Genomic DNA, 20,277 nt, shown 5'->3' on the forward strand with positions numbered 1-20,277 from the left:
CCCCTTCGCCGCGCCCACGACGACGAGCGGCGAAGGGGGTCAGTCCCGCGCCCGCTCGAGGGCGTCGGTGACGCCGGGCTCGACGGGCCCGAGGACCGGGTCGCGCCGGGTGATGACGTCGGCGGCGGCCTTGACGTTCGCGAGCACCTCGCGCTGGCGACCGGCCGACCACGTGCCGCCCCACCGCCGGGCGGTCTCGTCGCCGACGGCGTCGACGGGCAGCCCGACCGCCCGGCAGACCGCGACGACGCGGGGCACGTGGTAGCCCTGCGAGACGACCGTCGCGCTGCTCACCTGGAAGACCCGCTTGGCCCGCACGCACGTGTCGTAGCTGTCCAGGCCCGCGTAGTCGAGGACGACCCGGTCCCGGTCGACCCCGCGGTCGACGAGGTAGTCGCGCATCGCGCTCGGCTCGTCGTAGTCGTGGCTGCGGTTGTCACCGCTGACGAGGACGACCTCGACCTTGTCCTCGCGGACGAGCTCGGCCGCGACGTCGAGCCGCGCCCGGAGAAAGGGGCTCGGCGACCCGTCCGGCGCCAGCCCGGCACCGAGGACGATCGCGACGGGGTGACGGGGCACGTCCTGCGCGGTGTAGAGGTGCCCGGAGGACGCGCGGGCCACCCAGAGGTTGGGCCCTCCGACGACGAGCGCGACGAGGAGCACGAGCCCGCCGGCGGCGAGCAGCAGCCGTCGCCGGGTCATCGCTGCGCCCGGGCGTGGCGCAGGGCCCCGACGACGACGAGGGTCTGGGCCAGCAGGTACGGGACCATGACGCGGACCCCGGCGGCCGGCACGGGCGCGACGAAGGCGTCGCGCGCGAGCACCGTGTCGCTGAGCACGAAGAGCGACGAGCCGGTGCCGAGCACGACGTCCTGCGTCGACCACGCGGCCAGGCTCGTCGCGCCGATGACCGCCATGTACGCGGCGACCGGCGCTGCTGCGGGCAGCCCGCCCTCTGCTGCGAGCGCCGGCAGCACCTCGCGGCTCGACCACAGGCACCCGGCGAGCACGAGACCGCCCGGCAGGACCCACGCGGTGCGGTGCAGACCCATCCGGCGGGTCGCGTCGAGGTAGGCGAGGTGGCCGAGCAAGAAGCTCGTCAGCCCGCCGAGGAAGTACCCGCGCTGCTCGCCCCGCAGCAGGGCGACGTCGCCGACGAGGCCGAGCCCCAGCCCGCCGAGCACGCTGCGGCCCCACGGTCGCTCGTGCAGACCGGAGGCGAGGGCCGCCGAGCCGAGCGCCAGCATCGCGCCCGGCTTGGCGACGACCTCGGCGCGGCGGTGCCGGGCGGCGACGGCGACCCAGTCGGCGGCGACGGCTCCCGCGGTGAGCGTCCACAGCGCGGCACGGCGGCTGGGTCGGGTCATGGCGCGCACCCTACGGCGTGCGGAAGATCGTGCGGTGCCACTCCTTGTGCGCCGCCCCGGTGATGTCGGTCATCACGTGCTTGACCTGCGTGTACTCCTCGAAGGAGTAGTGCGACATGTCCTTGCCGAAGCCGGACTGCTGGAAGCCGCCGTGCGGCATCTCGCTGATGATCGGGATGTGGTCGTTGACCCACACGCAGCCCGCCGAGATCTCGCGGGTCGCCCGCCCGGCGCGGTAGACGTCGCGCGTCCACACCGACGCCGCGAGCCCGTAGACCGAGTCGTTGGCCAGCGCGATCGCCTCGTCGTCGTCGGCGGCCGGCAGCACCGCGAGGACGGGGCCGAAGACCTCGTCGCGCACGATCTCGCTGTCCGCCGGGGCCCCGGTGACGAGGGTCGGCCGGTAGTACGCGCCGCGGGCGAGCTCGCCGGACGTCGGGGCCTCTCCCCCGGTGACGACCCGGGCGTACCCCTTCGCCCGCTCGACCATCGCCGCCACGCGGTCGCGGTGCTCCACCGAGACGAGGGATCCCATGTCGGTCGCCTCGTCCCGGGTCGGCCCGAGGACGACCCGCTCGTAGAGCTCGGCGACCCCGTCGACGAAGGCGTCGTGCAGGCTCTCGTGGACGATCGCCCGCGTCGCGGCCGTGCAGTCCTGCCCGGAGTTGATGAGGGACCCGGCGACGGCGCCGTGGATCGCCGCGTCGAGGTCGGCGTCCTCGAGGACGACGAAGGGGGCCTTGCCCCCGAGCTCGAGGTGGACCCGCTTCGCGGTCGTCGCCGCCGCCTCGAGCACGGTTCGCCCGACCCGGGTCGAGCCGGTGAAGGACACCATGTCGACGTCACGGTGCCGCAGCAGGTGCGAGCCGGCGTCGGCGCCGCGCCCGGTGACGACGTTGACCACCCCGGCGGGCACCCCGGCCTCGAGGAAGGCCTCGGCGAAGAGCAGCGAGGTCGTCGGGGTGAGCTCGGAGGGCTTGAGGACGATGGTGTTGCCGGCCGCGACGGCGGGCAGGACCTTCCACGCGGCCATCTGCAGCGGGTAGTTCCACGGGGCGATCGAGCCGACGACGCCGATCGGCTCGCGGCGGATCGCCGAGGTGTGGTCGGGGCTGTACTCGCCGCTCGCCAGGCCCGAGAGGTGACGCGCGGCGCCGGAGAAGAAGGCGACGTTGTCGACGGTGCCCGGCACGTCGAACTCGCGCGAGAGCCGGATCGGCTTGCCGCACTGGGCCGTCTCGGCCTGGGCGAGCTCCTCGGCGCGGTCGTCGAGCACCCGCGCGGTGCGGGCGAGCAGGTCCGAGCGCTCGCCCGGCGTCGTGCGCGACCACGTCGCGAAGGCGCTCCGGGCGGCCGCGACCGCGTCGTCGACGTCCCGCGGCGAGGCGAGGTCGACGACGTCGAGCACCTCGCCGGTCGAGGGGTCGACGAGGTCGATCTGCTCGCCTGAGCCCCGGCGACGGGTGCCGTCGACGATCTGGTGCATGTCTGCTCCTTGCCCGACCTCAGCCCGGCGGGCCGACGGTCAGCTCGTGGTGGTCACCGACCCGGACGAAGCCGAGCCGGTCGTAGTAGGGCTCGACCATGCCGGCGGGCGTGCGCACGAGCCGGTAGCCGTCGGTGCGGAAGGGGCCGTGCGGCCCGAAGACGACCTCGCCCGGGCTGCGGTCGCGGTAGCGCGGCGTGACGTAGTCGAGCAGGACCTGCGCCACGCCGTCGCCCTCGTCGCGCACGACGACGACGCCGACGGTCTCGTCGCCGGTGAGCACGAGGTAGGCGGCGTCGTGGGCGAAGGGGTCGTGGACGAAGCCAGGGGTGAAGCGGCGGATGTCGGCCTCGTGGACGCGCAGGACGTGGCGCAGGTAGGCGTCGTCGCCGTCGACCTGGAGCACCTGGTAGGCCCGCTCGTCGTGGCGGTCCCGCCAGCCCCGCACGAGGTAGACGACGTTGATGACGGCCAGGACGACGTTGAGCCCGACCATCGGCCACACGCCGACCGCGGCGTTGTACCCGATGAGCACGACGCAGCCGAGCAGGTTGATCCAGCGCAGCCGGTGCAGGTTGGTCTGCAGGAGCGAGACGACGAGCACGGCGGAGCCGAGCCAGCCGATGACCTCCAGCGCCGTGCTGCTCATGGGCCGCAGGCTAGCGGGCGCCCGCCCGCGGCCGGGTCAGGTGCGGCGAGGCGTGGCGAAGGGGGGTCACCACGACGACCCCGCCGCGGCCACGACCTGGGCCTGGGTCGCGGGGCCGTCCCAGGTGCGCACGTCGTCGAGGTGGCCGGCCCAGCCGGCCTGGCCGTGACCGGCCCCGACGAGGAGGTCGCCGACGTCGCCCAGCACCGGGACGGGCGACGAGCTCGTCCGCAGGGTCGACCCGATCGACCGCTCGTCGCTCTCGTGCATGACGTCGAGCCGCAGCTGGGGGCCACCGGTCGCACCCGGCAGGTAGGTGATGCCGACCGACCACCACCGCCCGGCCCGTGAGGGCTGGTCCGGGGCGGCGTCGACGACCCGGGCGAGCTCGGTGCCGCCGGGGCCGCGCAGCACGGCCTCGTAGCGGTCGACGGTCGCGTCGCGACGCACGGAGAGGGTGCCCGCACCCGCTGCGGTCGTCACCGGCACGACCAGGGCCGTCTGGTCGTCGGCACCCGCGGCCCGCAGCCAGGCGGAGACGCTGAAGCCGGTGCTGGCGTCGAGACCGGTCCGGGCCCGCGCCCCCGTCGTCGCGCGCGGGGCGAGGGCGTCGGTGAGCGAGTCGGTGGGCACCCCTCGCGCCGGCCGGACGACCCGCTCCACCGGCGCGCTGCCGTCGCCGCGGGCGGCGGTCGACAGGGCGGGACCGCCCTCGACCTCGTTGTCGACGCGGTAGCCGGTCGTCGTGCGCACGGGCCGCATGGCGTAGGCGGCGGACACGTCGCTCAGCCGGCCGTGCAGCGCGAACCACGCGGTGTCGGGGTGCGTGACGCCGGCGGCGTCGACCGCCCGGGCCTGCAGCTCGACGAGAGAGGCGTCGACAGGACGCGTCAGGGTGATCGGTCGTCCCGGGTAGGGCGTCGTCGTCCACGGGCCGACGATGCCGTTGACGCGCCAGCGGTAGGCGATCTCACGATCGGTGCGAGGCGCCGTGATCGTCCACGTCTGCGAGGAGTGGACGGGCACGACCGAGCCGTGGCGCGCCGACCCGCTGATGCTCGCCGAGCGCAGCACGGTGAAGGGGCACTCCGGGGACCAGCCCGACCACGCCCCCGTCGCGTCCTGCACCCGCCATCGCGCGGTGTGCTGGCCGTCGGTGAGCGTCGGCGACAGCCCGGCCGAGACGGTGGACCCGCTGGCGACGTGCGTCGACCCGCCGGGCACCGCCCGGGCCGAGACCCGCTGCCGGGGCCAGGCGTCCCAGATCTCCAGGCGGGCACGGACGGCGTCGCCGTCGGCGTCGGAGAGACGCACCGCGAGCCGCTGGGCGGAGGAGGGGCGCAGCACCTCCTTCCACCGTGTGGCAGCCAGGCAGCTGCGCCCGGCGACGGTCATGCCGTCGCCCCAGCCCGGGGTCCTCGGGCTGGAGGCGGCGGCCGACGACGCGGCGGGACCGGCGTCGGGCGCGGCTTCGGCGGGCGTGGCGAGCGCAGCCGGCACGGCGAGCGCACCGACGAGCAGGAGGGGGACGAGGCGGGGGCTGCGAGCGCGTGCTCGCCGACGTGGCATGCGCACAGTGTCCACGAGGCGACGTCGTCGTGCGGCCGGACGCACGAAGACCCGGACCGATCCGGTCCGGGTCTTCGTCTCACGGGTGGAGCTGAGGGGATTCGAACCCCTGACCCCCTCCATGCCATGGAGGTGCGCTACCAACTGCGCTACAGCCCCGAGCGTGATGCTCGCGCCCCCTGTGGGGACTGCGGAATAGTACCCATGCCTACCCCTTCGCCACCAAATCGAGCGGTCAGGCGATGACGCTCTCGGCCGCGGTCGCGTCCGGCGGGGCCCCGACGTTCCACTCGACGACGCGCCATCCGGCGCGTCCCTCCTCGAGCAGCGCCCAGTGGCAGTTGCGCAGCCCGCCCAGCGCCAGCCAGGCCTGCTGCTGGTCGAGACCGACGAGGTCGACGACGAGGGTGCGGCCGGTGACCCCGTGGGTCGCGAGGACGACGCACTCCCCCGGCGCCATGCTCGCGACGACCTCCGAGACCGCGGCCCGGGAGCGCTCGGCGACGTCGGCGACGCTCTCGCCGTGGCCGCCGCGCACGAAGTCCTCGCCGCTCAGCAGGCGCTCGGCGTCCTCGGGGTAGCGCTCGCGCACCTCGGCCCCGGTGAGGCCCTGCCAGTCGCCGGCGTGGATCTCGCGCAGCCGCTCGTCGAGGGTGATCGGCACGCCGCACGCCTGCGCGACGTCACGACCGGTCACCTGAGCCCGGAGGAGGTCCGAGGCGACGACCCGCGAGGGGTGCAGCGCGACGAGCGCCTGAGCAGCCGCGCGGGCCTGCGCGTGCCCGCGCTCGGAGAGCTCGTGGTCGAGCTGGCCCTGCCAGATCCCGCGCGCGTTGGAGTCGGTCTCGCCGTGCCGGAGCACGACGAGGCGACGCGGCCGGCTCACGAGGGGTCGGTGGTCTCGTCCGAGGCGCCGGCGGCCGGCGCCCCCGTCTGCAGGTCGAGGACCGGGCAGTCGCGCCAGAGCCGCTCGAGCTCGTAGTAGGCGCGCTCCTCCTCGTGCTGGACGTGCACGACGACGTCGCCGAAGTCGAGCAGGACCCAGCGCGACTCGCGGGCCCCCTCGCGGCGCAGGCGCTTCGCGCCGACGTCGCGCAGGGCGTCCTCGACGGCGTCGACGATGGAGGCGACCTGGCGCTCGTTGTCCGCGGAGACGATGAGGAAGATGTCGGTCAGGGGCATCTGCCCGCTGACGTCGAGGGCGACGACCGACTCGGCGATCTTGTCCTCGGCGGCGCGGGCGGCGACGGTGGCGAGCTCGACGGCTCGGGTGCTGGCAGTCACGAGGTGGTGGGCTCCCCATCAGTGGGTCGGGTGTAGAGGGCGTACTTGTTGATGTACTGGACGACGCCGTCCGGCACGAGGTACCAGACCGGCTCGCCCTCGGCGACGCGGTCACGGCAGTCCGTCGAGGAGATCGACATGGCGGGCACCTCCTGGAGGGTGACCCGGTCCTGCGGCAGCCCCGACTCGCTGAGCTCGTAGCCGGGGCGGGTGACGCCGACGAAGTGCGCGAGCTCGAAGAGCTCGTCGGCATCCTTCCACGACAGGATCTGCGCGAGCGCATCGGCGCCGGTGATGAAGAAGAGCTCGTCGTCCGGTCGTGCGGCGCGCAGGTCGCGCAGGGTGTCGATGGTGAAGGTCGGGCCGTCGCGGTCGATGTCGACCCGGCTCACGGTGAAGCGCGGGTTGCTCGCGGTGGCGACGACCGTCATGAGGTAGCGGTGCTCGGGCGGGCTGACCTTGCGCTCCGCCTTCTGCCAGGGCTGCCCGGTGGGGACGAAGACGACCTCGTCGAGGTCGAGCAACGACTGCGCCTCCGAGGCCGCGACGAGGTGCCCGTGGTGGATGGGGTCGAAGGTCCCACCCATGACGCCGAGGCGCATGGTCAGTGCTGGCCCGGGCCCTCGTGGGGGGTGTCGTGGTCGTGCGCGCCGGGGGTGTCGTGGTCGTGCGCGCCGGGGGCGTGCTCGGTCGTGTGCGGCACCTTGTTCGCGGTGTTGCGGAAGGACCACAGCGACCCGAGCATGAAGGCGAAGACCGCGAGCGCGATGCCACCGAAGCCCCAGTGGCTGAAGGGCAGCTCGATGTGGTGCTCGGGGGCGGCCTCGGCGGCGTACGAGACGAAGGTGCTCAGCATGGCCCCAGCCTACCGGGCCCCGCGCCCGGCCCGCCCCGCGGCGTCGTCGGCCCGACTTGTCCACCGTCGTCGTGCACAGGGGTGTGCACGGCGACGAGGTCATGGGCCTCTCGCTGGGGACAACCCGGGTCCGTCCACCGTTCGTCGACCGGGCGCCCGGCGCGGTTGCCCCGTCGCGGTACCCAGGAGTAGACAAGCGGGTGCACCCAAGCCCGGCGCCCCCCTTCGCCCGGGGGCCTGGGCGGCAACGGGTCCCAGGGATAACGCACCTGCACCGGCGCGCGAGCGCGACGACGGCCTCCGGGCTGCCGGGTGACCGCAGGGACGGACCCCGGGGGCTCGACTCGGATCGCCCGGCGCCCCGCGCCGCCGCACGTCACCGCGGAGCCCACCCGGCCGGCTGGTCCGACGGCGCGAGGGCCCCTTCGAGACGATCGAAGGGGCCCTCGGCGCGTCGTCCGCGCGGGTCAGCGCACGTGGCCCTCGCCCTCGACGACCCACTTCGTCGTCGTCAGCTCGGGCAGCGCCATCGGCCCGCGGGCGTGCAGCTTCTGGGTCGAGATGCCGATCTCGGCACCGAAGCCGAACTCGCCCCCGTCGGTGAAGCGGGTGCTCGCGTTGACGAGCACCGCGGCCGCGTCGACCTCGGCGACCCAGCGGCGCGACGCGCCGCGGTCCTGGGTGACGATCGCCTCGCTGTGACCCGAGCCGAAGCGCCGCACGTGCTCGAGCGCCGCGTCGAGGTCGTCGACGACGGCGACGCTCATCTCGAGGCCGTGGTACTCGGTCGCGTAGTCCTCGTCGGTCGCCGGCTCCGTCGGCACGTCGCCGGCGAGAGCCGCGGTGGCGGGGTCGACGTGGAGGCGCACCCCGGCGTCGCACAGCTGTCGAAGGGCGACCGGCAGGAAGTCCGCGGCGACGGCGCGGTGGATGAGGAGCGACTCGGCGGCGTTGCACACGCTCGGCCGGTGGGTCTTGGCGTTGATCGTGATCGCCCGCGCCTGCTCGAGGTCGGCGGCCGCGTCGACGTAGACGTGGCAGTTGCCGATGCCGGTCTCGATGACCGGCACGGTCGAGCCGAGGACGACGGACTGGATGAGGCCCGCTCCCCCGCGCGGGATGAGCAGGTCGACGAGCCCGCGGGCCCGCATGAGCGCCGTGACCGACCCGTGCCCGCCCTCGAGCAGCTGCACGGCGTCGGCGGGCAGCCCGACCGTGGTCAGCGCCGAGCGCATGACGTCGACGAGCACGCGGTTGCTGCTCGCGGCGGCGCTGCCGCCGCGCAGGATGACGGCGTTGCCGGACTTCAGCCCGAGACCGGCGGCGTCGACGGTGACGTTGGGACGGGCCTCGTAGATCATCCCGACGACGCCCATCGGCACGCGGACCTCGCGGATCTGCAGCCCGTTGGCCAGGGTCGATCCGCGCACGACCTCGCCGACCGGGTCGGGCAGCCCCGCGACGTCGCGCAGCGCCTGGGCGACCGCGGCGACCCGCTCGGGGTCGAGGCGCAGGCGGTCCTGCAGGCTCTGCTCCATGCCCTGCGAGCGGCCGCGCTCGACGTCCTCGGAGTTGGCGGCGACGACCTGCTCGCTCGCCGCGTCGAGGGCGTCGGCGAGGGCGTGGAGGGCGGCGTCCTTCTCGGCGCGGGTGAGCAGGGCGAGACGGCGGGCGGCGACGCGAGAGCGGGTGGCGAGCGCGGTGACGAGCTCGACGTCCTCGGGGCTGGCCTGCGCCGGTCCGGCGGTCGGGGCGGTCATGACGACAAATCTAGGCGACGACGGCGTTCAGCCGGTCGGGTCGTCCGACCGGCGACCGGTCGACGCGCCCGGGGTGGGTCCCGCCGGGTCCGGGGCGGGTCCCGCCGTGCCCGGGGCGGTCTCGCCCGCTCCCCCCGCACCGGGTCGCGCGGGCGGCTGGTAGCCCGTCGGGAAGCACTCGATGACGCTCGGGTCGAGCGGTCGGTGCTCCTGCTGGTGCGCCTCCTCAGCGCGCCGCCGTGAGCGCACGACGAGGACGACGAGGGCCACGACCGCCACGAGCACGACGAGCAGGCCGGCGAGGAGCGGCAGAACGAGAGCTGCGGACATCGGGGCTCCTCGGGGACGGTCGCGTGGGCGGACGGTGTCCATGGTGCGCCCTCGCAGTGCCAAGATGGGCCGGTGAGCACGACGATCCTGTCCATCCAGTCCTCGGTCGCCTACGGCCACGTCGGCAACTCCGCCGCCGTCTTCCCCATGCAGCGCCTCGGCGTCGAGGTGTGGCCGGTCTCGACGGTGGTCTTCAGCAACCACACCGGGTACGGCCAGTGGCGCGGCCCGATGCTGCCGGCCGACGACGTGCGCGAGGTCATCACCGGCGTCGGCGAGCGCGAGGCCTTCCCCGAGGTCGACGCGGTGCTGTCCGGCTACCAGGGCGGCACCCAGATCGGTGACGTCGTCCTCGACGCCGTCGCCCAGGTCAAAGCGGCCAACCCCGACGCGATCTACGCGTGCGACCCCGTGATGGGCAACGCGAAGTCGGGCTGCTTCGTCCACCCGGACATCCCCGTGCTCCTGCGCGAGCGCGTCGTGCCGCAGGCCGACCTCATCACCCCCAACCAGTTCGAGCTCGGCTTCCTCACCGGCACCGAGCCCGACGACATGGAGAGCACGCTCGCCTCCGTCGACGCCGCCCGCGCGATGGGCCCCTCGACGGTGCTCGTCACCTCGGTGCTCCAGCCCGACCGCCCCGACGACACCATCGAGATGCTCGCGGTGCACGGCGACGGGGCCTGGGTCGTGCGCACCGAGCACCTGCCGATCAAGTGCAACGGCTCCGGCGACGTCACCGCCGCCCTCTTCACCACCCACCTGCTGCAGACCGGCGACCCGGCCCTCGCCCTCGGCCGCACCGCCTCGAGCGTGTGGGACCTCGTCAAGACCACCCTCGACTCCGGCCGCCGCGAGCTCCAGCTCGTCCAGGCCCAGGAGCACCTCGCCGCGCCCCGGATGCAGTTCGAGGTCACCCGCGTGCGCTGAGCCGCGAGACGCACCGCAGGACAGCGCGAAGGGGGAGCCGGCCGGCTCCCCCTTCGTCATGGGTCGAGCACGGCCAGGGGATGCGGCCAGGACCGGGATACCCCGGGCCGACCGGGACACCTCGGGGTGACCGGGACGTGTCCCGGTCACAGCCGGGGGTCCCGGTCGCCGGCCGGTTGCCCGGCCACGACGGGCGAAGGGGCTGCCCGCGCCGGTCAGCGGGGGTGGAGGGCCAGGTGGTCGCGGTGGATGACCTCGCGCTCGTACTCGGGCCCGAGGTCGGCGGCGATCTCCTTCGTCGAGCGCCCGAGCATGAGCGGCAGCTCGACCGAGCCGTAGTTGCTCAGGCCGCGACCCAGGACCGTGCCGTCGGGGCCGACGACGTCGACGGGGTCGCCGTCGACGAAGCTGCCCCGCACCTCGACGATGCCCGCGGGAAGCAACGACTTGCCGCGCTGGGTGAGGGCCGTGACGGCGCCGGCGTCGACGACGAGCTCGCCGCGCGACGTCGTCGCGTGCTGCAGCCACCACGTACGCGGGGCCCGGCGCCGCTGCGCGGGCACGAAGACGGTGCCGACGTCCTCGCCGGCCAGGGCCGGTGCGACGTCGGCGGCCGAGGCGAGCATCGCCGTGATGCCGGCCGCGCCCGCGATCGAGGCGGCCTCGACCTTCGTCTGCATGCCGCCGGTGCCCACGCGCGAGCCGCGCGCGCTGACGTCGACGGCGTCGAGCTCCTCGCGGCCGCGCACGACGGGGATGCGGCGGGCCCCGGGACGCCCGGGCTTGTCGGTGTAGAGCGCGTCGACGTCGGTGAGCAGGAGCAGCGCGTCGGCGCCGACGAGATGGGCGACGAGGGCGGCGAGCCGGTCGTTGTCGCCGAAGCGGATCTCGCTCGTCGCGACGGTGTCGTTCTCGTTGATGACCGGCAAGATCCCCAGCGTGAGCAGCCGGTCGAGGGTCCGCCGCGCGTTCGTGTAGTGGGTGCGCCGGGTCGTATCGTCTGCCGTCAGCAGCACCTGGCCGACGGTCAGCCCGTGCCGGCGGAAGGCCTGGTCGTACGCGGCGACGAGCGCCCCCTGGCCGACGCTGGCCGCCGCCTGCTGGGTCGCGAGGTCGCGCGGGCGCGAGGGCAGGCCGAGGGGCCCGAGACCGGCCGCGATCGCCCCGGAGGAGACGAGGACGACCTGCGCACCGAGCGCGACGCGGCCGGCGAGGGCGTCGACGACACCCCGGAGCCGGTCGAGGTCGAGGTGCCCGCCGTCGGCCGATGTGAGCGAGGACGAGCCGACCTTGACGACGACCCGTCGCGAGGACGCGACCCGCTCACGGGCCTGCTCGTCGGTGACCTCCAGCGGCGTCACGGTGCTCCTCGGGTCCGGGCGTCGGGGACGCGCCCCAGTCTGCGGCCTGTGGCCGCGTCAGTCCTCGTCGGTCCAGTGACCGGCACGGCGCTCGGCCGCGAGCTCCTCGCGGGCCGCGCTCTGGGCGTCCTTGCGGGCGTGGAACTCCTCGCGCCGCTCGGCGTTGGTGCGCCGGTCGCTGGGGTCGAGACGCGCGTCGGTGCCACGACCGCCGAGCAGCTCGGCACCGCCGACGAGCGTGGGCTCCCAGTCGAAGACGACGGCGTCGTCCTCGGGGCCGATGAGCACGGTCGAGCCGGCGACGGCGCCGGCCTTGACGAGCTGGTCCTCGACACCGGCGCGCGAGAGCCGGTCGGCGAGATAGCCCACGGCCTCCTCGTTGCTGAAGTCGGTCTGGCGCACCCAGCGGGTCGGACGCTCGCCGATGACGCGGAAGACCTCGCCGTCGGAGGTGCGCTCGCGCCGCACGACGAAGCCGGAGTCGTCGACCCCCTTCGGGCGCAGGACGACCCGCTGCGGGACGACCTCGCGCTCGATGTCGGCCCGCGCCTGCTGCACGTGGCGGGCCAGCGCGAAGGAGAGCTCCTTGAGGCCGGTGTGGGCGACGGCCGAGACCGTGAAGACCTCGAGCCCGCGCTCCTGGAGCATCGGGGTGACCATCTCGGCGAGCTCGTGGGCCTCGGGCACGTCGGCCTTGTTGAGCACGACGACCCGGGTGCGCTCCGAGAGCGGGATCCCGCCGAGGGCGTCGTCGCCGACGTAGGCGGCGAGCTCGGCCTCGATGAGGTCGAGGTCGCTCATCGGGTCGCGGTCGGGCTCGAGGGTCGCGCAGTCGACGACGTGGACGAGCACCGAGCAGCGCTCGACGTGGCGCAAGAACTCCAGGCCCAGGCCCTTGCCCTCGCTCGCGCCGGGGATGAGACCGGGCACGTCGGCGATGGTGTAGCGCATCGAGCCGGCCGTGACGACGCCGAGGTTCGGGACGAGGGTGGTGAAGGGGTAGTCGGCGATCTTCGGTCGCGCCGCCGACAGGACGGACACGAGCGAGGACTTGCCGGCGGAGGGGAAGCCGACGAGCGCGACGTCGGCGAGCGACTTCAGCTCCAGGACGATCTCGGCGCTCTCGCCGGGCTCGCCGAGCAGCGCGAAGCCGGGGGCCTTGCGGCGCTGCGAGGCCAGGGCGCGGTTGCCCAGGCCGCCGCGCCCGCCCTGGGCGGCGACGTAGCGGGTGCCCTCGCCGACGAGGTCGGCGAGCACGTCACCGGCGCGGGTCTTGACGACCGTGCCCTCGGGCACGGCCAGGACGAGGTCCTCGCCGGCCGCGCCGTCCTTCTCGTCACCGGCCCCCGGGGCGCCGTTCTTGGCGCGCCGGTGGGGGCTGCGGTGGTAGTCGAGCAGGGTCGTGCTCTGCGTGTCGACGACGAGCACGACGTCACCGCCGTTGCCGCCGTTGCCGCCGTCCGGGCCGCCGAGCGGCTTGAACTTCTCGCGGTGGACCGAGGCCACGCCGTGGCCTCCCTTGCCGGCCTCGACGTGGAGGACGACCCGGTCGACGAAGTTCGTCATCTGCTTCTTCTCCTGGGGGTAGACGAAGGGGGCGGGTCAGCGTGGCGCTGACCCACCCCCTTCGACGTGGTGCCTGCGGGCGATCAGCTGGCGCTGTCCGCGAGGACGATGTTGACGACCTTGCGGCCGCGCTTCGTGCCGAAGTGGACGGTGCCGTCCGCGAGGGCGAACAGCGTGTCGTCGCCACCGCGGCCGACGTTGTCGCCCGGGTGGAAGTGCGTGCCGCGCTGGCGGACGATGATCTCGCCGGTGCCGACGACCTGGCCGCCGAAGCGCTTGACGCCGAGGTACTGGGCGTTGGAGTCACGACCGTTGCGGGTCGAGGATGCACCCTTCTTGTGTGCCATGTCAGGAAGTCCTTCGCTACTCGGTGGCGCTCAGGCCGTGATGTCGGTGATCTTGACCTGGGTGAGCGGCTGGCGGTGGCCCTGACGCTTCTTGTACCCGGTCTTGTTCTTGTACTTCATGATCGTGATCTTCGGGCCCTTCGCGGGACCGACGACCTCGGCCTTGATCGACACCTTCGCGAGCTTGTCGGCGTCGCTGGTGATGGTGGAGCCGTCGACGAGGAGCAGCGGCTGGAGGTCGACGGCGTCGCCGGCCTCGCCCTTGACGCGGTTGATGAGGATGGTGTCGCCGACGGAGATCTTCTCCTGGCGGCCACCCGCGCGAACGATCGCGTACATCAGTGGGAACTCTCTTTCGGTGTGCATGGCGCGCTCTCTCTGTCTGACCGGCCGACAGTCCATCGACCCCGTGAAGGGCCGATGGCGTCCGCTCGGTGGACGCACCAAGGATCAAGACTACCGGCGGCGGTACCACCGGCCAAACCCGCCCCGTGAGGGGCGGGTCCGGTCATGCCCGGCTCACTCCCCCGCGGTCGGCGGGCCGGCCTCGGAGGTGACCCGCTTGCGCTTGCGGCGCGGCGCGGGTGTCGAGGTCTGCTCGGCCTCGGGCGAAGGGGTGGGCTCGGCCGCGCCGCTCACGGCACCGGCGACGGCCGTGATCGGCTCGCTCGGTGCGGAGGCGGTGAGGTCGACGGCCTGGAGGGTGACCGGGGCGCCGCTGGAGGCGGCGCGACGGCCGCCACGACGACGCGGCGCCGGGGCGGGCTCGGGCTCGGGCTCGGGCTCGGGCTCGGGCTCGGGAGCAGCCTGGGGGGCGGGCTCCTCGGCCGGCGCGTCCTGCACGGAGGTCGACGCGTCGTCGCGCACCTCGACCGAGGCCACCTCGTCCTCGCCCGCGGTGAGGTCGAGCTCGGCGACGTCGTCCTCGGCGGACTCGCCGGAGACGTTCTTGATCGCGGCGGCGTGGGCGGCCGCGGCGATCTGGGCCGCGGTCCGGCCGTTCTTGTCCTGCGGCTCGCGCTCGGGCTCGGCGGAGGAGCGCTGCTCCTCCCCCTTCGACCCGCGGCCCTTGCCCCGGCGCGACCGGGAGCCGGAGCCGCCCTGGTCGTCGTCCTTGGAGCCGCCGGTGCCACGCCCGCCGTTGCCGCCGTGACCGTGGTCGTGACCGCCGTCGCCGGAGACCGGCTCGGAGGAGACGATGATGCCGCGGCCGTGGCAGTGCTCGCACTCCTGCGAGAAGACCTCGATGAGCCCCGAGCCGACCCGCTTGCGGGTCATCTGGACCAGGCCGAGCGAGGTGACCTCGGCGACCTGGTGCTTCGTGCGGTCGCGGCCGAGGCACTCGAGCAGGCGGCGCACGACGAGGTCGCGGTTGGCCTCGAGGACCATGTCGATGAAGTCGATGACGATGATGCCGCCGATGTCGCGCAGCCGCAGCTGACGCACGATCTCCTCGGCCGCCTCGATGTTGTTCTTCGTCACCGTCTCCTCGAGGTTGCCCCCGGAGCCGACGAACTTGCCGGTGTTGACGTCGACGACGGTCATCGCCTCGGTGCGGTCGATGACGAGCGAGCCGCCGGAGGGCAGCCACACCTTGCGGTCCATCGCCTTGGCGATCTGCTCGTCGATGCGGTGCCCGGCGAAGACGTCCTGCTGACCGGTCCAGCGCTCGAGGCGGTCGGAGAGGTCGGGGGCGACGTCGTCGACGTAGCCCTTGATCTCGCGCCACGCGTCCTCGCCGGAGACGACCATCTTCGAGAAGTCCTCGTTGAAGATGTCGCGGATGACGCGGACGGTCATGTCGGGCTCGGCGTGCAGGACCGTCGGTGCGCCGCCCTTCTTGCCCTTCTTCGACTCGGCCTTGTCGCTGATGCGCTCCCACGCGGTGGTGAGACGCTCGACGTCCTTGGTGAGCTCCTCCTCGCTCGCGCCCTCGGCGGCCGTGCGCACGATGACGCCGGCACGGTCGGGGACGACCTGCTTGAGGATCGACTTGAGGCGGGCGCGCTCCTTGTCGGGGAGCTTGCGCGAGATGCCGGTCATGCTGCCCTCGGGCACGTACACGAGGTAGCGGCCGGGCAGCGAGATCTGCGAGGTGAGGCGCGCCCCCTTGTGGCCGATCGGGTCCTTCGTCACCTGGACGAGGACGGCGTCACCGGAGGACAGCGCCTGCTCGATGCGCCGGGGCTGACCGTTGCCGATGCCGTGGGCGTCCCAGTTGACCTCGCCGGCGTAGAGGACGGCGTTGCGGCCCTTGCCGATGTCGACGAAGGCGGCCTCCATGCTCGGCAGGACGTTCTGCACCCGGCCGAGGTAGACGTTGCCGACCATCGTCGAGGTCGTCTCGCGCGAGACGTAGTGCTCGACGAGCACGTCGTCCTCGAGGACGCCGATCTGCGTGCGCTCGCCGCTGGAGCGCACGACCATGACGCGCTCGACGCTCTCACGACGGGCGAGGAACTCGGCCTCGGTGATGATCGTGCGGCGACGGCCGGCCTCGCGACCCTCGCGGCGACGCTGCTTCTTCGCCTCGAGACGCGTGCTGCCCTTGACGGCCTGCGGCTCGTCGCGCTCCTTGCGGGCCTCGCGGACCTTCGTCACGGTGCCGGGCGGGTCCTCCTGGCCCTCGCCCGAGCCGGAGCCGCGGCGACGACGACGCCGGCGCCGGCTCGAGCCGCCGCCCTCGGAGTCGTCGTCCTCGTGGTCCTGGGCCGCGTCGTCGGCGTCGTCGGAGCCGCCCGAGGCCTTGTCCTGCGCGTCCTGGCGAGCCTTGTCGCCGCCGCGACCACCACGGCCGCCACGGCCGCGGCCGGAGCCACCGCCGGAGCCACCGCCGGAGCCGTTGCCGCTGCCCTTGCCGGAGTCGTCGGCCTCGGCCGCGTCGTCGTCCGAGGAGGCCTGGGCCTCCCCGTTCGTGTCCTCGGTGCCCTCGTCCTCGGACGCGCTGTCCTCGGACTTGTTGCGGCCACGACCGCCGCGCCGGCGGCGGCGTCGAGGCTGGTCGGACTGCTCGTCGTCGTCGCCGGTGTCGGCGGCGCGGTCGTCCTGCGAGCTCTCCGGCTCGACGACGGCCTCGGGCTCGTCGTCCTGCGGGCGGGGCTCGGGCGCGGCCTGCGGGGCAGAGGCCGCGCGGCGCGCACGGCGGGGAGCGACGGGCTCGGGGGCCTGGAAGAGCAGACCGAAGCTCGGCACGCTGGCGGCCGGCTCCTCGGGCTCGTCCTGCTCGTCCTCCGCCTCGGTGTCGTCCTCGGCGGTGTCGTCCGCGATGAGCTCGTCCTGGACCGCCTCGGGGGCGGGGTCCTGGGGGGTCTGGCTCGTCGCGACGCCTTCTTCGAGGGTCTCGTCGGTCGTGCTGGTCTCGTCGGTCGCCATGATGGCACCTCCTGCGGCACCGCCGGACGCCACGACCAACCCCGATGAGGGGCCGTCCGGCCGCGTGTCGCGGCTCGGCGTGGCGGTCGTGCCACGCCCGGGAAGTCAGTGCTGCCCGGTGAAGGCTCGCGCCGAGCGCGTCACCCCATCGGGCCGACGGTGTCCTCGTCGGTCATCAGCGGATCGATGACCGTCGCGTCCGCCTCGTCCCAGACCCCCTGCTCGAGCCGGGTGACCATCGGTGGCCTCGGCGGTGCGAAGGGCGTGACGAGCGACAGCGCGGTGAGCACGTCGTCGGGGCGCACGGCCGGTGTGGTGTGCCGTACGACCATCGTCAGTATCGCACAGGGAGCATCGGGACCGGCCTCGACACGGGTCTCGCGGACGGGCTCGCGGGCGTCGAAGCTCTTGCGACCGCGCTTGAACATGCGCGACACCTCGACCAGCTCCTGCGCGAGGAAGGCGTCGACGACGCGCTGGAGCTCCTCGACCTCTACCCCGGCGAAGACCATCCGCCAGCGGCTCGCCTGCAGCCGGTCGGCGAGCGCCCCGGGCGTGGCGTCGACGACCTGGATGACGTCGATGCCCTCCGGCAGCGCCTCGTCGAGGGCGACCCGCACCGACTCCGGGTCGACGTGCTCGGTCACCGAGATCTCGAAGTACTCGGCCTCGCTGGCCATCCCCGTCGGGGCGCCGTTGGCGTAGGAGATCTTCGGGTGCGGGTGGAAGCCGGCGGAGAAGGCCATCGGCACCCCCGAGCGACGCAGCGCCCGCTCGAGCGCCCGGGCGAAGTCACGCGTCGAGGAGAAGCGCAGCCGCCCGCGCCGGGCGTACTGCACCCGCAGCTTCTGGACCGGTGGGGGCGGGGGCGGTCCGTCCGGGGTGCGCTGCGGTGACATGGCCACCAAGGGTACGGGGCGCTCCGGGGACGCCCCACCAGCCACATGTTTCTCGGGTCACCCGATAAACCCCCGCTCAGCACGAGTAAGAAACCCGTGCGAAGCCGGGGTAAGTCATGCTCAGCGGGCGAAGGGGGGGCACCGCGGGCCCGCGAGCCCCGGTCGGGGGGTGGGGCGCCACACCAGCCACAGGTTTCTCGGGTCACCCGATAAACCCCCGCTCAGCACGAGTATGAAACTCGTGCTGAGCCGGGGTAAGTCATGCTCAGCGGGCGAAGGGGGCGGCCGTCACCCCTCGAGGTGGCCCTCGCGGTGGAGGAAGTCGGTGATCGTCTGCCGCGGCCGGTCGCGCAGCTCGGGCCCGTGGGTGAAGGCCGCGAGCGCGTAGTCGACCTCGACGAGGCGGTGCGCCGTCGCCTTCGTCATCGCGTAGCTCGTGCAGAAGGACGCGACCGGCCACCGCACCCCGCGCACGTTGAAGATCGCGTCGCCGGTGACGAGCGTCCCGGTCGGCTCGTGGAGGAAGGACGCGTGCCCCGGCGAGTGCCCCGGGGTGTGGATGACCCGCAGCCCGCCCGCGACGTCGAGGACCTCGCCGTCGACGAGGCCGCGCTCGACCGGGACCGGGTCGAAGGACCCCTTCGCGAGGCGGTCGAGCAGCCGCCCGAGCCGCAGCGTCCGGTCCCGCGGCGGCGAGGTGCCGGTGCGGGCGTGCTCGACGTCGTCCTCGTGGATCTCGAAGGACCGCCCCGTCTCGCGCGCGACGTGCGCCGCTCCCCCGGCGTGGTCCGGGTGCGCGTGGGTGAGCAGCAGCCGGGTGACGTCGGAGGGGCCCGCGCCGATCGCCGCGAGCGCCGCCATGACCTTCGGCCCCGACCGCGCCACCCCCATGTCGAGCAGGGTCACCTGGCCGTCGTCGTCGCGCAGCACGAAGCCGTTGACGAAGTCGCCGAGCAGCGGGATGCGCCACACGCCGGGGGCGAGGGGGACGACGAGGTCGCGCGCCATCGCACCAGCCTGGCACGACCGACCTGACGAAGGGGGCCGCGCGCCCCCTTCGCTGCTCCTACGGTGTGCTCATGACACCCGTCGACCGCACCCGGCTGCGCGCGCTGCTGCAGACCGAGACCGCCGCCTACGCCGCCGCCAACCCGCGCAGCCGCGCGCTGCACGAGGAGGGGACGAACCTCTTCGGGCAGGTCCCGATGACGTGGATGCGGATGTGGGCCGGCGGCTTCCCGCTCGGTTTCGAGGCGGCGAAGGGGAACCGCGTCACCGATCTCGACGGTCACGAGCTCGTCGACCTCGCGCTCGGCGACACGGGCGCGATGGCCGGGCACTCCCCCGACCCGACGCTCGCGGCGATCCGGCGCCGCGCCCAGGACCTCGGCGGGCTGACGACGATGCTGCCGACCGCCGACGCGCAGTGGGTCGCCGCCGAGCTGACCCGGCGCTTCACGGTGCCGCGCTGGAGCTTCACCCTCTCCGCCACCGACGCCAACCGGTGGGCGGTGCGCCTTGCCCGCCTCGTCACCGGCCGCAGCAAGATCCTCGTCTTCGGGCACTGCTACCACGGCAGCGTCGACGAGACCTTCGCCCTGCCCGGTCCTGACGGCACGACCGTGAGCCGGCCCGGCAACGTCGCTCCTCCGGTGCCGCTCGACCTCACGACGCGCGCGGCGACGTGGAACGACCTGGCGAGCGTCGAGGAGCAGCTGCGCCACGGCGACGTCGCCGCGGTGCTCACCGAGCCGGCGTTGACGAACATCGGCATCGTCCTGCCCGAGGACGGCTTCATGAGCGGGCTGCGCGAGCTGGCCACGCGGTACGGCGCCCTGCTCATGATCGACGAGACCCACACCTTCTCCGCCGGGTGGGGCGGGGCGACGACCGCGTGGGGGCTGCAGCCCGACGTCGTCGTCATCGGCAAGTCCATCGGCGGCGGGGTGCCGATCGGTGCCTACGGGCTGAGCGAGGAGCTGGCCGCGGACGTCATGCGGCGCACCGAGAGCGGCGACGCCGACATCGTCGACGTCGGCGGGGTCGGTGGCACCCTCGCGGGCAACGCCCTCAGCCTCGCCGCGGCGCGGGCCACCCTCGGCGAGGTCCTCACGCGGGAGGCCTTCGAGCGGATGGAGCGGCTCGCGACCGACTTCACCGCCGGGGTGCAGGACGCGATCGACGCCCAGGACCTGCCGTGGTCGGTGAGCCGGCTCGGGGCGCGCGCGGAGTACCGCTTCGCCTCCCCCGCCCCGCGCACCGGCGCGGAGTCGGCCGCCGCGGCGGACGACGAGCTCGACGCCTACCTCCACCTCGCGCTCGTCAACCGCGGCTACCTCATGACGCCCTTCCACAACATGGCGCTCATGTGCCCGACGACGAGCGAGGCCGACGTCGCCGGTCACACCGCGGTCTTCGCGGAGGTGACTGCCGCCCTGCGCGGCTGATTCCCCCTTCGCCCTGCCCCCCCCCTCGCCGAGGTATGGCGATCGGTCGTGATC

The 20,277-nt window shown here is 73.9% G+C and carries 20 protein-coding genes and 1 tRNA gene; 2 read left to right on the top strand and 19 right to left on the bottom strand.

Going from position 1 to position 20,277, the window contains the following annotated elements:
• Window positions 1–39: 39 nt before the first annotated feature.
• The 12 genes from ABIB53_RS01315 to ABIB53_RS01370 form a co-directional block, all read right to left on the bottom strand.
• Window positions 40–702, bottom strand: a complete 663-nt coding sequence (locus ABIB53_RS01315; protein WP_354586814.1) for a SanA/YdcF family protein — start codon at window positions 700–702, stop codon at window positions 40–42.
• Window positions 699–1,367 (bottom strand): lysoplasmalogenase family protein, encoded by a 669-nt coding sequence (locus ABIB53_RS01320; protein WP_354586815.1) that lies wholly within the window; start codon window positions 1,365–1,367, stop codon window positions 699–701. The genes ABIB53_RS01315 and ABIB53_RS01320 overlap by 4 nt, the downstream gene beginning before the upstream one ends.
• 10 nt (window positions 1,368–1,377) lie before the next feature.
• Window positions 1,378–2,853 carry a gamma-aminobutyraldehyde dehydrogenase gene (locus tag ABIB53_RS01325; RefSeq protein ID WP_354586816.1) on the bottom strand — a complete coding sequence of 492 codons (1,476 nt, stop codon included), beginning with the start codon at window positions 2,851–2,853 and terminating at the stop codon, window positions 1,378–1,380.
• Between the two features lie 19 nt (window positions 2,854–2,872).
• Window positions 2,873–3,502: a YgjV family protein gene (locus tag ABIB53_RS01330; RefSeq protein WP_123092829.1), complete on the bottom strand. Its 630-nt coding sequence runs from the start codon at window positions 3,500–3,502 to the stop codon at window positions 2,873–2,875.
• Window positions 3,503–3,568: 66 nt separating this feature from the next.
• On the bottom strand, window positions 3,569–5,071 hold the full coding sequence (locus tag ABIB53_RS01335) for a LamG-like jellyroll fold domain-containing protein (RefSeq protein ID WP_354586817.1): 1,503 nt from the start codon (window positions 5,069–5,071) through the stop codon (window positions 3,569–3,571).
• A gap of 86 nt (window positions 5,072–5,157) precedes the next feature.
• Window positions 5,158–5,230: transfer RNA gene (locus ABIB53_RS01340), tRNA-Ala, on the bottom strand.
• Window positions 5,231–5,306: 76 nt separating this feature from the next.
• The gene (locus tag ABIB53_RS01345; protein ID WP_201467266.1) at window positions 5,307–5,957 is read right to left on the bottom strand and encodes a histidine phosphatase family protein; all 651 of its coding nucleotides are present in this window, start codon (window positions 5,955–5,957) and stop codon (window positions 5,307–5,309) included.
• On the bottom strand, window positions 5,954–6,355 hold the full coding sequence (gene rsfS, locus ABIB53_RS01350) for a ribosome silencing factor (RefSeq protein WP_191680913.1): 402 nt from the start codon (window positions 6,353–6,355) through the stop codon (window positions 5,954–5,956). The genes ABIB53_RS01345 and rsfS overlap by 4 nt, the downstream gene beginning before the upstream one ends.
• Window positions 6,352–6,957 carry a nicotinate-nucleotide adenylyltransferase gene (gene nadD / locus ABIB53_RS01355; RefSeq protein WP_083968759.1) on the bottom strand — a complete coding sequence of 202 codons (606 nt, stop codon included), beginning with the start codon at window positions 6,955–6,957 and terminating at the stop codon, window positions 6,352–6,354. Before nadD ends, rsfS begins: the two co-directional genes overlap by 4 nt.
• 2 nt (window positions 6,958–6,959) lie before the next feature.
• Entirely contained in the window at window positions 6,960–7,211 is a 252-nt protein-coding gene (locus ABIB53_RS01360; RefSeq protein WP_354586818.1) for a hypothetical protein, read from the bottom strand.
• 467 nt (window positions 7,212–7,678) lie between these two features.
• Window positions 7,679–8,971 carry a glutamate-5-semialdehyde dehydrogenase gene (locus tag ABIB53_RS01365; RefSeq protein ID WP_354586819.1) on the bottom strand — a complete coding sequence of 431 codons (1,293 nt, stop codon included), beginning with the start codon at window positions 8,969–8,971 and terminating at the stop codon, window positions 7,679–7,681.
• 27 nt (window positions 8,972–8,998) lie between these two features.
• Entirely contained in the window at window positions 8,999–9,301 is a 303-nt protein-coding gene (locus tag ABIB53_RS01370; protein ID WP_354586820.1) for a hypothetical protein, read from the bottom strand.
• Between the two features lie 72 nt (window positions 9,302–9,373).
• Between ABIB53_RS01370 and pdxY the strand changes: the two genes are divergently transcribed.
• On the top strand, window positions 9,374–10,231 hold the full coding sequence (gene pdxY / locus ABIB53_RS01375; RefSeq protein WP_191680908.1) for a pyridoxal kinase PdxY: 858 nt from the start codon (window positions 9,374–9,376) through the stop codon (window positions 10,229–10,231).
• Between the two features lie 215 nt (window positions 10,232–10,446).
• Here pdxY and proB read toward each other — a convergent pair whose 3' ends face one another.
• The 7 genes from proB to ABIB53_RS01410 form a co-directional block, all read right to left on the bottom strand.
• Window positions 10,447–11,592, bottom strand: a complete 1,146-nt coding sequence (gene proB / locus ABIB53_RS01380; RefSeq protein ID WP_232311846.1) for a glutamate 5-kinase — start codon at window positions 11,590–11,592, stop codon at window positions 10,447–10,449.
• Between the two features lie 57 nt (window positions 11,593–11,649).
• A complete protein-coding gene (obgE, locus tag ABIB53_RS01385; protein ID WP_191563355.1) occupies window positions 11,650–13,158 on the bottom strand; it encodes a GTPase ObgE in 1,509 nt (502 codons plus the stop codon).
• An 83-nt stretch (window positions 13,159–13,241) separates the two neighbouring features.
• Window positions 13,242–13,505 carry a 50S ribosomal protein L27 gene (gene rpmA, locus ABIB53_RS01390; RefSeq protein ID WP_068274920.1) on the bottom strand — a complete coding sequence of 88 codons (264 nt, stop codon included), beginning with the start codon at window positions 13,503–13,505 and terminating at the stop codon, window positions 13,242–13,244.
• A 30-nt stretch (window positions 13,506–13,535) separates the two neighbouring features.
• Window positions 13,536–13,844, bottom strand: a complete 309-nt coding sequence (rplU, locus tag ABIB53_RS01395) for a 50S ribosomal protein L21 (RefSeq protein ID WP_123092820.1) — start codon at window positions 13,842–13,844, stop codon at window positions 13,536–13,538.
• Window positions 13,845–14,024: 180 nt separating this feature from the next.
• Window positions 14,025–16,877, bottom strand: a complete 2,853-nt coding sequence (locus ABIB53_RS01400) for an Rne/Rng family ribonuclease (protein ID WP_354586821.1) — start codon at window positions 16,875–16,877, stop codon at window positions 14,025–14,027.
• Between the two features lie 140 nt (window positions 16,878–17,017).
• A complete protein-coding gene (locus ABIB53_RS01405) occupies window positions 17,018–17,776 on the bottom strand; it encodes a TIGR03936 family radical SAM-associated protein (protein WP_354586822.1) in 759 nt (252 codons plus the stop codon).
• Between the two features lie 288 nt (window positions 17,777–18,064).
• Complete coding sequence (locus ABIB53_RS01410) at window positions 18,065–18,784, bottom strand: MBL fold metallo-hydrolase (RefSeq protein ID WP_354586823.1); 720 nt, start codon at window positions 18,782–18,784, stop codon at window positions 18,065–18,067.
• Window positions 18,785–18,855: 71 nt separating this feature from the next.
• Here ABIB53_RS01410 and ABIB53_RS01415 point away from each other — a divergent pair, with 71 nt between their 5' ends.
• Window positions 18,856–20,223, top strand: coding sequence for a transaminase (locus ABIB53_RS01415; protein ID WP_354586825.1), 1,368 nt, complete (start codon window positions 18,856–18,858; stop codon window positions 20,221–20,223).
• Window positions 20,224–20,277: the final 54 nt, after the last annotated feature.

Source organism: Janibacter sp. UYMM211, from assembly GCF_040547045.1.
GTDB lineage: Bacteria > Actinomycetota > Actinomycetes > Actinomycetales > Dermatophilaceae > Marihabitans > Marihabitans melonis.